Source organism: Pseudoalteromonas obscura (genome assembly GCF_030135505.1).
GTDB classification, from domain to species: domain Bacteria; phylum Pseudomonadota; class Gammaproteobacteria; order Enterobacterales; family Alteromonadaceae; genus Pseudoalteromonas; species Pseudoalteromonas obscura.
In genome coordinates this window covers 18,866-36,791 of sequence record NZ_JASJUT010000017.1, presented here as the reverse complement: position 1 = coordinate 36,791, position 17,926 = coordinate 18,866, and the positions used below count along the sequence as shown (strand labels likewise).

Sequence of the window (17,926 nt, the reverse complement as noted above, 5' to 3'; positions counted from 1 at the left end):
TGCTATTACGCCGATCGCCACGCGTGACGAAACACCTTTGATAGCATGGCGGCAAGCCTACAAGGTGATAGGGGATCAGCATCAAGTGACCTCAAAACACAGGCGATGCTTATGGAATTATAAGCGCAGAAATACCGCCCAGTTTAAAGGGATCTTAAATTATTATTTGTCTAGGCACTCAGGGTGTGGTTATTTTCTGATGTATGACAATCAGCACACCAACGGCGTATCTTCAGCCGTGTAATTGAATGATGAAAAACATTGTAAACATTGATAAATAACATGTAAAGCATGTATTGAGTCACAGAGTGAAAGGGGAGGGGTGGGCGATGTTTGCAGAAATTTGTCTATTTATTGGCCTAGTTAACAGTGTGCACAGGCACCTAAAAAGTGACTGTGCACAACTGGATAGTGTTAGGTTATGTCGCCTTACTCAACTTAAGCAATAGCGTATGGCCCTCTACATCATAACGCGCAACCGTGTCATCAGATGCGATATCGCGCTTTTCAAAGCTCAATGCCAATGTCTCCGATGAGATGGTGTCTGTATGTGCAGCGATAGCGGCGTCGAGTGCTTGATCACATGCATATTCGACATGAATACGGTCTTCGATCTTAAAATCAAGCTGCTTACGTGTTTTTTGAACACGATTAACGATTTCACGGGCCAGACCCTCAGCCAATAACTCCTCGTTGAGTTTACAGTCCAGTTCAATGGAAATATAGCTATCAGAAATGACTTCTGAGCCTTCTTTTGGTTCACGGAAAGTGAGGATTTCTTCTTTGTCGAAGCGCATGCCCTCAAGTTCAATGCTGCCGTCTTTCTCTAATTGACGTAACTGCTCACCAGTGAGTGCCTCAATAAGCGTTTTATATTGCTTAAATGATTTACCCAACTTTTTGCCCAGCAAAGGTGAATTTGGCTTGGCGTAGAAATTGATAAAGGAGTCTTCGTCTTCACGATAGACGACTGATTTTACATTCAGCTCTGTTTGTAAGTAAGACTCTAACTTCTTGATCTCTTGAAGGAGACCTGTATCGCGATGGATCACTGTTAGGCTCATTAGAGGGATTTTGGTCTTGATCCGCTCTTTATTACGCTTTTGACGACCTAGCAACACGACGTTTTGTAATAGCGCAAGTGCATCTTCAAGCTCTGGCTGAATGAGTGCTTCATCCACGGTTGGATATGCACACAAGTGCACTGACTCAGGTTGCTCCCCATGATCTTGTAAGGCTAGCATCTCTTGATAGATATGCTCTGACAAGAACGGCGCAAACGGTGCCATGGCCAAGCTCAATTCATAGATACAGGTGTACAGCGTCTGATATGCACATGCCTTGTCTTCAGTCAGTGTTTCAGCCCAAAAGCGCGAGCGATTGAGGCGGATATACCAGTTGGTCAATTGCTCAATAAACTCAAACAACACCGGGATCACGTTATATAACTGATAGTTTTCGATCTCCGTGGTGACCTTTAACTTCAATGTTTGCAGCTTGGACAGTATCCAATGATCCAACGGATTGGTGATTGTGTGCGCGGTATTTGAAGGTTTCCACCCGTCGATTTCTATATAGGTCTTCAGGAACTTAAAAGCATTCCACCAAGGCAGCAAGGCACGACGAACGGTCAGTTTCACACCTTCGTTTGAAAAGTGTTGTGGTTCGCCTTTTACCAAACCTGAGTTGATTAAATATAAGCGTAGAGCATCGGCACCAAACTCTTCCATGATGTCATCTGGCTGAGTGTAGTTGCGCAAGCGCTTCGACATTTTCTTGCCATCTTCTGCCATCACGATGCCATTAACAATGACGTTCTTAAATGCGGGCTTATCGTGTAAAGCCTGACTTAATACCAATAGGGTATAAAACCAACCGCGTGTTTGGTCTAGTCCCTCGGCAATGAATTCAGCTGGAAAGCTGGACTCGAAAAGAGACTGATTTTCGAACGGGTAGTGGAGCTGAGCATACGGCATCGCGCCTGACTCAAACCAACAATCGAGTACTTCCTCAATCCGCTGATAAGTGCCTTCTTCACCTGCCACACTGAAAGCAATATCATCGACGTAGTCACGGTGTAAGTCATCGACACGGATCCCTGAATAGCGCTCCAATTCCTCAATTGAACCAATACATAAATAGTTGCCAGTAACGTCGTTGCGCCACAGCGGAATCGGTGTTCCCCAGTATCTGTTTCGCGAGACTGCCCAGTCAATGGCGCCAGCCAACCAGTTCCCCATCCGGCCTTCTTTAATATATTCAGGTACCCAGTTGATCTGTTGATTCAATGCCACGAGCTTGTCGCGCATCTGCTCTACTTTGACATACCATGATGGAATAGAGCGGTAGATGATCGGCGTGTCAGAACGCGGGCAGAACGGGTAGCTGTGCACTATGGTGGTGTGGCTGTACAGGTGGCCTGTTTCTTTTAAGTGGCGAATGATTTTCTTATCCGCTTCTTTGACGTGCATTCCGCTAAAGTCCGTCACTTCTTCGGTAAACTCGCCAACCATATTCAAAGGGCACACAACGGCTTGAATATTTGCCTCTTTCATGACGCGGTTATCGTCTTCACCAAATGCTGGTGCGATATGTACGATACCCGTACCACTGTCCATGGTGACATAATCGTCAGCAAGGACAACAAATGCGCCTTCATTCTTTAGTTCTTTGAAATAATCAAAGAGCGGCTCATAGCGTTTTCCGACCAATTCCGCGCCTGTATATTCTTGCACTACAGTTAAGTTTTTCCCTTTACCTATGGCTTCAAGGCGCGCTTTGGCAATAATAAAGTGTATATCTTTATCTTCATCTAACACTTTTATGTAGTCGGCATCGGCTTTGACGCACAGTCCCAAGTTGGAAGGTAAAGTCCAAGGTGTGGTGGTCCACGCTGCGATATAGCAGTCTTCGTCTTCTAATTTGAACAACACTTCAAGTGCAGGATCTTGCACATCTTTGTAGTTAGAGCCCGCTTCGAAGTTAGATAAAACGGTGCCTAAAGTGGTAGAAAACGGCACAACTTTGACGCCTTGGGTGATAAGGTCTTTTTCCCAAAGTTGTTTGAACACCCACCATACAGACTCCATGTACCAAGGTTCCATGGTTCTGTAATCATTATCAAAATCGACCCAGCGGCCAATGCGTGTAACGGTAGAGCGCCACTCTTTAGTATAGCGTTGAACGATACCTCGACATTCATCATTGTATGCTTTGATCCCTAAGGTCTCAACGGCCTCTTTGGCTGACATACCCAAGGTTTTATCGGTTTCATGCTCAATAGGTAGGCCATGACAATCCCAGCCAAAACGGCGTTGGACGTAATAACCTTTCATCGTAAAGTAGCGAGGGATAATATCTTTAATGGTGGATGCCAGCAGATGCCCATGGTGTGGTTTACCAGTTGCAAATGGAGGACCATCGTAAAATGCATAGGGTGGATTGTTGGCTGTTTGACGAAGAGATTTCTGAAAAATATCCTGTTTTTCCCAAAAATCAAGGACTTTTCGTTCCGCATCAACAAAGGAAAATGTATTCTGATCTGTATCGAGAGTATTGCCGTTCATTCTGCCAAAGTAACCTTTAATTAGAGTTCATTATGCTGTAGCGATAAGCTGATATTTCATCATACCATAAATTCAACAACGTAAAAGGCTTACGGCACTTATGGGATTATTTTCCAAGAGAATTGTAGGTTCGGTGTATGTTTTCACTGGCACCGAGCACGGTTGGGTATTTACACACAGTAAAACCCTTGTATATCTCAGTCTAAATATGTTATCAATTTAACTGTTTAACCTATTGTATTTATTGTGTGTTTAAACTATCTGATGCGGTTGTGGCAGGGTGAGTGGTACGAACCATTGGTGATACTGTTATTGTTTCTTTAATTGCAATTAAAGGTTTGTCTCACGCATGAGACAAAATGAGATGAGCGAAACAAAAAGTGCGTGTAAAAATCCCTAAGGTGATTTTGCCAACGAACAATGGTTGGATTGTGTGGGAAAATTTTGCATAATCAAAAACGATTCAAATACGATTTCTACAACATCACTTTGTCAGTGCCAGAGTGTTTGCCGCATGCGCAACACTAAAAAATTATGTGTAACGATATACTGGGTGCTGAAGCGCAGTCGTTTTGGGCTGGAATAATTTAAGGATAAAATTATTGATGACAATACAAGCACTGTTAGGTTTAGATACTGACTTTTTACCTGTGAAGTCAGATCCCAAACCGGCTGGAGAAATGGCGTTCAGCATGATGTTTTTTTCAGACATCCGCAAAGACATTACCAGCTCAGAGAAATACGACTTTATCACCGCGTTGACTCAGTTTGCAGATCAAGCTAAGTTCACCGCGGTTTACTTGCCTGAACGTCACTTTCATGAATTTGGCGCGATTTTCCCAAACTCAGCGGTCATGGCGGCTTATCTTATCCCGCAAACAAAGCATATTCGCTTTCGCACTGCGGGCGTGAGCTTACCGCTGCACCACCCCGCAGAGGTGGTGGAATGGTGGGCTATGAATGATATTCTGTCCAATGGGCGTGTCGATCTGGGATTTGGCTCTGGGTGGAATAAACCTGACTTTATTTATGCCCCACATAACTATGATGACCGTCGAGAGAAAATGACGGAGCAGATCTCAATCGTTAAACGACTGTGGGCTGGGGAAAGTGTTGAGTTTGAGGGACCTGATAACACCTCTTATGCGACCAAAGTCTACCCAAGACCTATTCAAAAGTCGTTGAACGTGTGGATGTTAGTCGCTCAAAATGACAAGGGATTTGAGCAGGCTGGTGCGAGTGGTCACAACGTATTTACCATGCTTTACGGCGTCGATCTTGCCTCCATGGAGCGAAAGATCAACATTTATAGGGCGGCGAGAAAACGGGCCGGTTTTGACCCTGAGTCGGGGGTGGTCACACTGATGCTTCATACCTTGATTGGAGACTCTATCTCGCAAGTGAAGCGCGCAGTGGAAAGTCCATTCAAAGCATATATTCGCAGTTCAATGGAAGCCCACCTAGCCAGTGACTCGCTGCAGAAAAAGGGCGCTGCTGAATTTGGTGAGCAAGATAAAGACAGTATTTTGGAATATGCTTTTCAGCGATATTTTAAGACCGGTGCGTTGTTCGGCACAGTTGAAGATGGTAAGCGGATCGTCAAACAGGCACAGGACATCGGCGTGAATGAAATTGCGTGTTTAATGGACTTTGGCGTGGATTACGCATCAGTAAAGGACTCTTTACCCCATTTGGAGCAGCTCGTAGCAGCATATACAGGAGTGAAATAAGTTTTGGATATAGAAAAACAGCGACTGGCGATCAAGGATTTGATGCGTGAATACGCGACAAAACACACCGCTCAATCCGCCAACAAAGACAGTGCCGAAGAAAGTCATACCGACTCCTCAGAATTAGAACCCATCGCCATTGTGGGGTTAGAAGGGTATTTACCCGGTTGCCAATCAGTGGCTGAGTTTTGGCGGCATTTAGATAAAGATGAGTCTCTGATTGAGGAAATCCCTCAATCGCGTTTTGACTGGCATTTATATGCTGATGAAGTGCAAACCGAGGAAGCTCAGCCAGATAAAATGCGGTGTCGTTGGGGGGGATTTATTCCCGATATCCAAAGTTTTGATCCTCATTTTTTTAAGTTATTACCCGATGATGCAGAGCGTATGGATCCCCAGCAACGTTTGTTATTGATGTCGGTGTATAACACGTTGGAAAATGCAGGTTATCGTCCGCAAGCACTGAAAGGCTCAAATACAGGGGTCTTTGTTGGTTTTGAACGCAATGAATATTTATTGAACTTGATTGAGTCGGGTTATGATACTGGAGAGAGTCTACATCAATCGGACAGTATGATTGCCAATAATATTTCGTACTATTTTGATTTTTCAGGTCCCAGTGAAGTGGTTAACACAATGTGCTCTGGTGCTGCGGTGGCGATACACAGAGCTGTGGTTGCACTGCGCGCGGGGGAGATTGATCAGGCCATAGTCGGGGCGGCGAATCTATTGCTGCGACCAGATACCTTCGTTAAGTTGTCGCAATCGCAACAGATGAGTCCAACACCGACAGTGAAATCATTTGGCAGTGATGCTGATGGCTATTTACGAGCGGAAGGGGTGGCCAGTATTTTACTTAAACCCTATTCTCGTGCGCGCAAAGATGGGGATGCTATCTATGCCGTGATCAAAAATTCAGCGGTAAATTATAATGGCAATCGTTCTGCGTCGATTGCTGCGCCCAATACCAATGCACATGCATCTCTGATCCAAGCATGTTACGCCAAGGCCAACATAGATCCGCGAGAGGTCGACTATATAGAAGCTCAGGGCATGGGTAATCCGGTTGCCGATATTTGCGAGTGGGATGCATTTAACCTTGCACTTAATAACCTAGCGCAGCAACAGGGAGTCGCATTGCGCCCAGCTCAGTGCAAAGTGAGTACTTTAAAACCGATGATCGGCCATATGCACTCAGCGTCTTCATTGGGCGCTTTGTTTAAAGTCATTCATAGTTTGCAAAGCGAAAAAATACACAAGATACTCGGTATTGACCAGATCAGTGCGGATATTGATCCCAAGCACAGTGTCTGTCAATTGGCAACAGATACCATACCGTGGCCAAAGACGTCGCGCAATCGACTGGCGGGGATCCATGCGTATGGGGCAGGTGGCAATAATGCCCACGTGTTAATTGAAGGTCTAGATCGGGAGTCTGAGCCAAGTGTTAAGGGGGAGCCCGAAGGTGAGCAAGTTTGGGCGCTGCCGGTGTCAGCACTGAATAAAGCGTGTTTCACCGCCCAACTCACTGCGCTACGCGAGGTATTAAACCAGCGTGCATATCCACTTTCACATCTGGCATTCACATTGCGACACGGCCGAGACAGCCATGACTATCGTTGCATCTTTTTGGCATCATCGAGAGAGCAGCTATTGCAACAGATCGAAGATGTGTTGCAAGCGCGAGCGAATTCAAATGTTTTTGAACATGGACACAGTCAAGAGCTTGGCGAGCAGGCTCAACCGATTGCGGCACAATGGCTGGAAACCGGCCATTGTGAGTGGCCTGAAATGGTGCCCGAAGAGCGTCAGCGCGTGCATCTGCCAGGCACACAATTTAACCTAAAAAGCTATTGGATAGCACCCGATATAGCGCCACAGACACTCGATACCGCGATGGACATCACTATAGAGCCAGCACCGACAGGCGATGATGAGCATCGCATTGCAAAAATATTGATTGCAATACTTGCTGAACATTTGCGCGTTTCAGAGCGGGACATTGACCTTGAGCGGGAATTTAGCGATATGGGGTTTGACTCCTTATTGGTATCTAGGGTGTCAAAAGCATTGAGTGAGAAATTAGCCACCCAGATAGATCCTGCGGTGTTGTTTGAAGCAACAACCCCCGCCAAGTTGATTGACCATTGTAAACGGCATTTTCAGCAGTCAACGAGCGGTTCGGGTGCACGCCGGAAATTCACCGCGAGTAAGCCGTCGTTCACGAGACAACCCATTGCCATCATCGGGCTTGCTGGACAATATCCAGATGCGGACAATGTGTTTGAGTTTTGGCAAAACTTGGCTGCTGGTAAAAGCAGCATTCGAGAGATCCCCAATGAACGCTGGCCCATTGCAGCGTACTTTGACGCACAAGCTGATGGCGAAGGAGACAGTTTTAAAGCGGCGGCAAAGTGGGGCGGGTTTTTAGACGGGCTCAATTATTTCGACAATGAGTTTTTCAATTTACCGCCTTTTGAAGCTGCGTATATGAGTCCTAAAGAGCGGCTCTTTATGCAGTGCGCTTGGCATGTCGTTGAAGATGCTGGTTACACCACCAAGGCATTGGAGCGTGATACGGTCGGCGTCTTTGTCGGGATCTCTAAAGCTGGATTTGACAATTATAAGGACTCTTATTTTTCAGCGGCCAATCGGATCTCTTACCGCTTTAATTTTGGCGGCCCGAGTATGCCTGTCGATACCGCGTGTTCGTCGTCTTTGTCTGCCATCCATGAAGCTTGCCTGCATCTCTATGCCGGAGAGTGTGATGTGGCTGTTGCCGGCGGCGTGAATGCCTATACGCACCCCTCCACATTTGCTGAGTTCACTAGGCTTAATGTATTGTCCAAAGATGGTACGTTAAGTGCGTTCGGCGCGCAGGCAAATGGGTTTGTGCCCGGTGAAGGTGTGGGCGCGGTGTTATTAAAACCCTTGGCCAAAGCCATTGCTGATGGTGATCACATTTATGGGGTTATCCGCGGTACGGCAATAAACCACGGTGGTAAGGTCAACGGCTACACAGTACCGAGCCCATTAGCGCAGCAAAACCTTATTCGTACTGCCCTGTCGAGAGCCGGGCTCTGCGCTGCGGATATCAACTATGTTGAAGCGCATGGCACCGGCACTTTACTCGGGGATCCGGTAGAGTTTAAGGGCTTAGATGAGGCCTACAAAGCGGGTACATCGGCACAGCAATTTTGCGCGCTAGGCTCGGTAAAAACCAATATTGGCCACCTTGAAGCGGCTGCGGGCATTGCAGGGCTGACAAAAGTGTTATTGCAAATGCATCATAAAAAGCTTGCGCCGACCTTAAACGCCGAACAACCAAACCCACATATTGATTTTGCAGCCTCTGCGTTCAAATTGCAGCACTCGCTGACAGATTGGCAGCTGGATACGGCTTCGAGAAACGCGAAGCGACGCGCTGGGGTGTCGTCGTTTGGCGCTGGCGGCAGCAATGCACATATTGTGGTTGAGGAAGCGCCTACTGCTGCGCAAAGCACTGCGCTTGAGTCATCTTATTTATTTGTCTTGTCTGCAAAAAGCGAGTCGGGATTGGCGCGTTATGTGGACAAGTACATCAACTTTTTGACTGAGCAACCATCCATATCGCTGGCCAATATGACCTATACCTTGCAGGCGGGCAGAGAAGCCATGTCATACCGTATGGCGTGTGAAGTTGACTCGTTAGACGCCTTGCTTGAGATGCTCAAAGCCTATAAGCAGGGTACTGAGAGTGCACAGCTGTGGCAAGGCAAAGTAGATAAAAACCGAGGGGTTGAGGCGCTATTTCAGGAGTCTTCTGCACAACAGCTGGTAAGGCATTGGCTCGCAGAGAGAAAGTTTCAATATATCGCTGAGTTGTGGACCCAAGGGGGTGAAATCGATTGGCTTCCTAGCAAGCCCACACAATATCAGCGCGTTAGTTTACCCGGCTATCCTTTTGCACAGATTGACATTCCAAAAGCGCCGATGCTTGTGCCCGTAACGGCCCGAGATGATGGCCCGTTAGCAGCATCGGCAACAGACAGTGCTGCGGGGGTACTGCTGATGACACCGAGTTGGCGGGCACTGGATGAGATGCACAATGAGCCGCTGGACGAAGATATCGAGCAACATATTGTACTGTGTGATTACCCGGCCTTGTCGGCACGAGAGGGGATTGTCCACCTGTCCAGTTCGACGGCACATCCTGCTACCAGTTTTACGCAATTTTGTATTCAATTGACGGCGCGATTTGAAGCCATTATACGCGACAAGGGTAGGTCACATAAAATTTTGCAAGTTGTGGTTCCTCTAGAGCCGAGCTTACAGTCAACTTTACCCGCGATGTCGGCACTGTTGAAAACGTGCTCTTTGGAAAACGACAATGTTACAGGGCAACTCATTGAGTTGCCTGCGAACTTGCCACAAGAACAGGTATTTAACTTGCTTGATCAGGCGAAACAGCAAAGGCATTGTCACTGGTTCAAAGCTGAGGCATCGCAATTGATGGCATGCGATCTGGATGTGCTTGATACAGTGCCTGTGCCTCATCCGTGGCGCGATCAAGGGGTGTATTTGATCACGGGAGGACTGGGTCAGCTGGGGTATTTGTGTGCGTGCGATATTGCGCAAAAAGTGCAGGCACCTACCTTGATTTTAACGGGTCAGCGGCCTCTGGATGTAGACAGAGATAATCAACTCGCCCGTTTGAAAGAAATGGGCGCGACGGTGCGCTATGAGACAGTGGATCTGACCGCGCTCGATGCAGTGACAACCTTGGTTCAAAATACCGTGCGTGAGCATGGTGGGATCAATGCGGTGTTGCACTGTGCAGGAGTTATTCAAGACGGCCTATTACGCAATAAAGATGCACAAAGCATTCGACGAGTCCTCGCGCCAAAAACCTATGGTGCATGGCACTTGGGACAAGCGTGTGAAGAGATAAAGCTGGAGCACTTTGTGCTGTTCTCCTCAGCGGTTTCCATGGTTGGTAATGTTGGACAGGGAGATTATGCTGCCGCCAATGCCTTTATGGATCTGTATGCGCAGCAGCGACAACAGCGCGTTGAGCAGGGTCTGTGTTTTGGTCAAAGTTGTGCTATCGGCTGGGGGCTGTGGCGTGATGGCGGGATGCAAGTATCTGATGATATTCTCGCAGCACTATACGACATGTCAGGTATGCAGCCTATTGAGCGCGATGCGGGATTGTCGGTGTTGTATCAAGTGATGCGCCAAGCGCGTACTCGCACCATAGCAATTGCTGGCGATACGGCAAAACTTGAACAGCACTTCTCTCGTTCAATTGGTGCGGCAGCGCCTATCGCACTGCCAAGCAAAGCCACGCAACCGAATAATGGCCAAGTGCAGCGTGAACTGATGTCGCGATTTACCGCCGCGGCCGCGGTGGTTGTCGGTGTGGCACCGAGTGCAATTGACCTGCATGTTGGGCTGGATGAGCAAGGTTTCGGTATCGTAGAGTTACATGCCATTGTCAATGAGTTAAATCAGCATTGTGATCATGATTTCAGCTTAAATACCGCGAACGCCTATCGTACATTACATGACTTGCTCGAGGCGTACAGCGACTCCTTAACGGGCAAAACGCGGGTGCAAGGGCACTCTGGTGCCTTATCATCTGCCGATGAGGGTGTCTTACTGGCGTCAGTATGTGAACAGTTGACCGCGCTGATCTCACAAGTGACGGGGTATGCAAAGGAGAAGCTTGGGCAGGATACAGGTTTTGATGAGCTGGGAATTGACTCTTTGGTGGTGACCAAGCTGACCAATAAATTGGAATCTGTCTATGGGACACTGCCAAAAACCCTATTTTTTGAATATCACACAATCGCGCAATTGGCTGAATACATGTTGACTGCACACCGCAGTCAACTTGAGGCACACCTCATTCCCCCCACCAGTTCGAGTGATGCCCCTCGCACAACCAGCTCGTCTGAATCGATTGAACCGCAAAGAGAGTCCGTCGCTAGCGCTCGCCCAGAACAAAGTGGAGATGCACAAGATACGGATATTGCTATCATCGGTATATCAGGACGTTACCCTCAAGCAAATACACTGCAAGCGTTTTGGCAGGTGTTAGCTGGGGGCCAAGACTGCATCACGGAGGTGCCAATCAGCCGCTGGGCTCATAGTCATTATTATGATGCGGAAAAAGGCAAACCTGGCAAAACGTATGCAAAGTGGGGCGGTTTTATCGATGGCGTAGATAAGTTTGATCCGAGCTTCTTTAATATTTCACCTCGCGAAGCTGAAATCATCGAACCACAGGAAAGGCTGTTTTTACAAACGGCCTATGAAGCAATAGAAGACGCAGGCTATAGCAGGGCGTCTTTGGCACAAAACACTGCACTCGATGGGACACCCGGTGCGGTCGGTGTGTATGTTGGGGTGACTTATCAGGAATATCAACTGTATGGTGCGCAGGAAACCATGTTGGGCCGGCCTATGGTATTGTCAATGAGCCCGTCGTCTATTGCCAATCGTGTATCCTACTTTTGTGACTTTCACGGTCCGAGTTTGGCCATTGATACCATGTGTGCGTCATCACTGACCAGCATTCACCTAGCTTGTCAAAGCTTGCTCAGCGGTGAGTGCAAAGCGGCCATTGCTGGCGGCGTCAATGTGTCTATTCACCCTGCAAAATACTTGATGCTGGGATATGGCGGGTTTGCATCGCAAACTGGTCGCTGTAAAACCTTTAGCGCTGAGGCGGACGGATTTGTGCCCAGTGAAGGTGTAGGGGCGGTGCTACTCAAACCGTTGCGTGAAGCACTGCAAGATGGCGACAATATTTACGGCGTGATCAAAGGCAGTGCGGTCAATCATGGCGGCAGAACCTATGGGTACTCTGTTCCTAGCCCCACGGCTCAGCAGACGGTGATCGCTCGGGCATTGGCACAAGCCAAGGTTAGGCCTCAGGAGATCAGTTATCTGGAGGCACATGGTACGGGGACTTCGCTGGGAGATCCCATTGAAGTGGCCGCTTTAAATAAAGCGTTCTCAACCGATAAAAACAAAGACCATCTCTGCGCAATTGGTTCTGTGAAGTCCAATATTGGCCACTGTGAAAGTGCTGCGGGCATCGCGGGTCTGACCAAGGTGCTGTTGCAAATGAAACACCAGCAACTCGTGCCTTCATTGCACAGTGAACAGATAAACCCCAAAATTGAGTTTGCGCAGTCCCCATTTGTTGTGCAACAGCAGCTGGCGCCATGGCCAAGTCGTGATGATGCCCCGCGTATTGCTGGAGTGTCATCGTTTGGTGCTGGGGGCTCAAATGCCCACCTGATTGTACAAGAAGCGCCTAAACAGGTAGAGCAACACGGAAACAATAGATCGCACCTTCAAGTGATCACACTATCTGCCAGAAGTCACGAACAGCTCAAAGAGATGGCCAGTAATCTACTGCACCATTTAAGGCGTGAGCAGCTATCTCAAGACGATGTACAGCGCATTGCATATACCTTGCAAACGGGTCGCGAAACATTTGACTACCGATTGGCATGCATGGCTGGCGACTTGGCAGAGATACACACAGGGTTAGAGCGATTCTTAGCCGCTGACAGTGTGCCAGCGGAAGCTGAAAGTTGGTTGAATAGCCTGGTATGCACGGGAGTTGCTGACGAAAACCAAGCGCAGTCTACGCCACTAGACCCAAGCTTTTTAAGTACCATCAAGCGCACCGATGAAGCGCAAAGAGATGTGCGTTGTAAAGAGCTTGTCAGTGCCTGGTTGCGAGGGAGAGAGATTCAGTGGCATGCTTTATATGATCACCAGAGCCCGGTGAAAATCAGCTTGCCGACCTATCCATTTGTGGCAAAACGCTACTGGAAACCAGCCAGTGATGAAGCGTTACGTGCTCAGATGGTGAATGCACTATCGCGCAATACACCTGCTTTACCAGCACCACAGGAGCGCAAATCGGGTAAGATACAATTAGTCGATCCGCAGCTGTTTGCGGTGAAAAAAGTCGCGTTAACAGCGCCTGCTCGGCCGCTTGAAAAGGCGCAAACCCCTGCACCTCAGTTGGATTCGTCCGTAGAGATGGTGACAGTGAATGAAACGCCTAAGGCCCATGCTTGCGAAGGCACAGATACCTTCAGCAAGGACTTTTTACGAGCGAGTTTGGCCAAGGCGTTAATGATGAACGAAGATGAAATATCCGACAATACGCCGTTTTCAAATATTGGCTTAGACTCCATCGTTGGTGTAGAGTGGGTACGTGCCATCAATGCTCAGTATAATTTGGCGTTGGCAGTCGAGCGCGTACATGAATACCCTAGCATCAATCAGTTGCATGCGCACTTGCAGCAAAGTGGGGCTTGCGAGGCGTCGGCAGTGCAGCCTGAAATGACGGAAACAGCGCTGTCTACACCCGCGCAAGAAGAAGCGGCAGATGATGAGGCGGTGATCAATACCGTTATCGCCACCTTGGCAAATGCTTTGTTGCTCGATGCGGGGGATATTCGCGCGCAGTCTCGCTTTGTTGATTTGGGCTTAGACTCGATTGTTGGGGTTGAATGGATCCGCGCCATTAATAACCATTTTGGCACGCACATTGAGGCTAATGCGGTATATGAACACCCGACGCCAGCAGCGTTTTCTCAGTATCTGACTTCGCTGTTTGCTGAGCCACAGACATCGACAGGTGATGCTGCGCAGCTCGACTCATCGGTGTCATTGCAAGCGCCGAGTGAGTACACCTCGTTAGACTTTTTGCGCACGTCGTTGGCAACGGTTTTGATGATGGCTGAGCAGGAAATCAAAGCGGCGACTCGATTTGCGGATCTAGGGCTGGATTCAATTACCGGGATGGAGTGGATTAAGGTGATCAATCAGACCATGCAGCTCAGTTTGAACGCCGATATCGTCTATGAACACAACACGTTGGAAAGTTTTTCCGGGTATATCCAAAGCCAGTTAGAGAGCAAAGGGATGCAACAAGCGCAGGAAATAATCCGAGCCTTACAAGCTGCACAGCGCAGCGATGAGGCGACACAAGACGCACACTTAGGTGTGGCCGGTCAACATAAAGAACATAAACAGATGGAAGAAGTACTATGAATATCGCAGTCAATGTCGAAAGAAGTCAGGTACAAACAGTGGTGTTAGATTGTATTCGTCAGCTAGTCCCCTCTTTGCAAGATCATACGTTTAAGCAGGGCGATAGCTTAGCCGCTTTGGGTGTGAACTCGATGGAGCGGGTTGAAATTATCGTGGATATTTTGGCGGCATTGTCACTCAGAATACCGATGACTGACACCATGTCGGCGACCAATTTGGATGAACTGATAGATCTCTTGCATGACAGACTCAATCGCCGCTAATATGCGTAATGCGCCTGCGCTGATCACTGGCATGGGGGCCGTGACTGCGATCGGGCAGGACATTGCAGCCATCTCTCAGGCACTGAAAAAAGGCACTTCGGCGTTTTCATATATGGCCCGAGAAGGGCGCTGTTTTGACGACCCATTTATTGGCGCAGAGCTTGCGCCACTGGTGATGCCAAAACAGTTTGATGCACATAACCTGAGTACTTTTTCACTGAGTGCGAAAGCGGCAGTGGTGGCGCTGCAGCAGGCGTGGACTGATGCTAAACTAGATACCGTTGAGCCTGAAAAAATAGGCCTGATTGTCGGTGGCAGCAATGTACAGCAGCGACACTTAAATAATTTGCGTGACAAGCGTAAAAATGCACCGTATTTTATTCAGCCCAGCTATGCATTAAATTTCATGGATTCAGATATCTGTGGGATCTGTACTGAGCTATTTGACATACGCGGCAGTGCTTTTTCGCTCGGCGGAGCCTCCGCCAGTGGACAACTGGCGGTAATTGAAGCGGCAAAAGCGGTGACAAGTGGGGCACTGGATGTATGCGTTGTGGTTGGCGCTTTGATGGATTTATCCTACTGGGAATGTCATGCATTTTCCTCTTTAGGTGCCATGGGGAGCAGTCGATTTGCCAATGCGCCCACTCAGGCTTGTCGACCTTTTGACCAACAACGAGATGGCTTTATTTATGGTGAGGGCTGTGGCGTATTAGTACTTGAACGCCATCAGCACGCATTGCAAAGAGGGGTTCACCTACGCGGCGCTATACCTGGCTGCGCAGTGGTGATGGATGGTAATCGCAATCCAGATCCCTCTTTGGCTGGGGAAGTCGCAGTGATCCAACAGGCATTGCACTGTTCAGCGATGACGGCGTCAGACATTGATTATGTCAATCCGCATGGCAGTGGCTCGGTGTTAGGAGATGAGACCGAGTTGCAGGCATTGGCCAAAACAGGACTGCGTGGTGCGCCATTGAACGCGACCAAGTCCCTTTTTGGTCATGCTCTGAGTGCCGCTGGGTGCCTTGAAATCATCGCGACCTTGATCCAGATGGAACAGGGATTTTTACACCCCAGTTTAAATTTAGAAAACCCCATACAAACAGATTTTAATTGGGTGGCGACGACTAGGCATGAAACCAACATCAAGCAAGCGCTGAGTTTGAGTTACGGGTTTGGCGGGATAAACACCGCGGTGTGTATCACTAAACCTTGACAATACGTGAGTAGGAGTAAGTAATGGAATGCAGTGAAGTAGGGATTGAAGCGATGAATGTATATGCGGGCACAGCGTGTTTGGATGTACGTAAACTGATCGATCACCGCGAACTTGATATCGCACGCTTTAACAATTTATTGATGTCAGAAAAAACCGTGGCACTGGCCAGTGAAGATCCGGTCACGTTCGCCGTCAATGCTGCCAAGCCCATTTTGGATGCATTGAGTGAGGAAGAAAAAAACAGCATCGAAATGCTGATCACCTGTACTGAGTCAGGCATTGATTTTGGTAAATCCATTAGCACCTATGTTCATGATCACCTTGGCTTGAATAAAAATTGCCGGGTGTTTGAGGTAAAACAAGCGTGCTACTCAGGTACGGTTGGTTTACATAATGCAGCGAACTTCATTTTGTCTAACACCTCACCTGGTGCTAAAGCTTTAGTGATTGCGGTGGATCTCTGTCGATTTATGGTTTTAGGAGAAGAGGACGTCAATGAAAAAGATTGGGCGTTTTCAGAGCCTTCGGGTGGCGCTGGCGCAGTGGCTATGCTGATCAGCAATAAACCGGAAATTTTTAGGTTGGATGTTGGAGCCAGCGGTTATTACTCTTATGAGGTCATGGATACCTGCCGACCTCAGCCAGACAGTGAAGCGGGCAATGCAGATATCTCTTTGATGTCTTATTTAGATTGTTGTGAACAAACCTTTTTGCAGTACCAGCAACGTGTTGACGGGGCGAACTACGCACATACATTTGACTATTTGGCATTTCATACTCCATTTGGCGGCATGGTTAAAGGTGCGCACCGCTCGTTGATGAGAAAATTTGCGCAGCAACCTCCGGCGCAAATCGAAGCCGATTATAACCAGCGGGTGACGCCTGGACTGACCTATTGTCAGCGCATTGGTAACATTATGGGCGGGGCGTTGTATGTGTCTTTGGCGGGGGTGATAGAAGCGGGGGATTTCAGCACGCCCAGACGGATCGGGTGTTTTGCCTATGGTTCAGGATGCTGCTCTGAATTTTACAGTGGTATTGTCACCGAGCAGGGGCAAGCACGCTTAAAGTCACTGGATATCGCATCGCATTTGGATAGTCGCTATCAGCTCTCCATCGAAGAGTATGAAAGATCTTTACGACAAAACAAAGACGTGCGCTTTGGTACCCAAGATGTGGAGGTTGAATGCCCAATCACCGATAAGATCCAACAACAACAGCAGTTGAGTCCTCGTTTGTATTTGAAGCGGATCAATAATTTTCATCGAGAATATGAATTCCAATAAAGATGTGTGAGTGTCAATCGTGACGTATGAGATGATCAAGGTTAGTCATAATGCGGAGATATGTACGCTTCAATTTAACCGACCTAACCATAAGAATACTTTGAATAAGCAAATGATTGAAGAGTGCCTGCGGGTGATCGACGACTGCGAGTTGCGCAGCAACATATTGGTTATCAAAGGACTGCCGGACGTGTTTTGTTTCGGCGCTGACTTTTCTTGGATGGACAAACAAGAGTACACAGACAACCAGCAGGGTAGTGAACACGACCCAAGTATACTGTACACGCTGTGGAAGCGAATTGCGCTGGGACCATTTATCTCCATTGCCGTGGTTGAAGGTCGGGTCAATGCCGGCGGGATGGGATTTGTTGCAGCATGTGACATTGTATTGTCAGGTAGTCGCGCACAATATAGTTTGTCAGAACTCATCTTTGGAATTTTGCCCGCCTGTGTCATGCCATTTTTGATCAAAAAAGTTGGCTGGCAAAAAGCCAACTATATGACCTTGATGACCTCCCCTTTTAACGCCCACGATGTTGCCAATTGGGGACTGGCGGACGCCGTGTCCGATGACTTAGATGAGTTGCTAAGACGACATTTACTGCGTCTAAGACGCTTACCTCGTGATGGCATAATACGGCACAAACACTATATGAATACATTGAACCCACAATTACTTGAACACGAGCCGATCGCGGTACAGGAAAATCGAGCAACGTTTTCTTTGCCTTCTGTGGTAACCAATATTGGACGTTATGTGGACAGCGGCAAGCTGCCATGGGAAAGTTAAAAC

7 protein-coding genes are annotated in these 17,926 nt (G+C 48.0%); 6 read left to right on the top strand and 1 reads right to left on the bottom strand.

Translation table 11 applies throughout. The features are described 5' to 3' along the window. Positions 1–419: 419 nt before the first annotated feature. Complete coding sequence (gene ileS / locus QNM18_RS25320; protein WP_284138782.1) at positions 420–3,566, bottom strand: isoleucine--tRNA ligase; 3,147 nt, start codon at positions 3,564–3,566, stop codon at positions 420–422. Positions 3,567–4,171: 605 nt separating this feature from the next. On the opposite strand from ileS, the gene QNM18_RS25315 reads away from it, so the two are divergent. From QNM18_RS25315 to QNM18_RS25290, 6 genes are read left to right on the top strand one after another with little or no spacing between them, the layout of a single operon-like run. After that, complete coding sequence (locus QNM18_RS25315; RefSeq protein ID WP_211013257.1) at positions 4,172–5,296, top strand: MupA/Atu3671 family FMN-dependent luciferase-like monooxygenase; 1,125 nt, start codon at positions 4,172–4,174, stop codon at positions 5,294–5,296. A gap of 3 nt (positions 5,297–5,299) precedes the next feature. Then, positions 5,300–14,362, top strand: a complete 9,063-nt coding sequence (locus QNM18_RS25310) for an SDR family NAD(P)-dependent oxidoreductase (protein WP_284138781.1) — start codon at positions 5,300–5,302, stop codon at positions 14,360–14,362. Next, positions 14,359–14,625, top strand: coding sequence for a phosphopantetheine-binding protein (locus QNM18_RS25305; RefSeq protein WP_023402314.1), 267 nt, complete (start codon positions 14,359–14,361; stop codon positions 14,623–14,625). Before QNM18_RS25310 ends, QNM18_RS25305 begins: the two co-directional genes overlap by 4 nt. Next, positions 14,603–15,844, top strand: coding sequence for a beta-ketoacyl synthase N-terminal-like domain-containing protein (locus tag QNM18_RS25300; RefSeq protein ID WP_247687573.1), 1,242 nt, complete (start codon positions 14,603–14,605; stop codon positions 15,842–15,844). Before QNM18_RS25305 ends, QNM18_RS25300 begins: the two co-directional genes overlap by 23 nt. Before the next feature lie 23 nt (positions 15,845–15,867). Next, positions 15,868–17,133, top strand: a complete 1,266-nt coding sequence (locus tag QNM18_RS25295) for a hydroxymethylglutaryl-CoA synthase family protein (protein WP_211013255.1) — start codon at positions 15,868–15,870, stop codon at positions 17,131–17,133. A 10-nt stretch (positions 17,134–17,143) separates the two neighbouring features. Further along, positions 17,144–17,923: an enoyl-CoA hydratase/isomerase gene (locus QNM18_RS25290; protein ID WP_349774899.1), complete on the top strand. Its 780-nt coding sequence runs from the start codon at positions 17,144–17,146 to the stop codon at positions 17,921–17,923. The last annotated feature ends 3 nt before the right edge of the window (positions 17,924–17,926 follow it).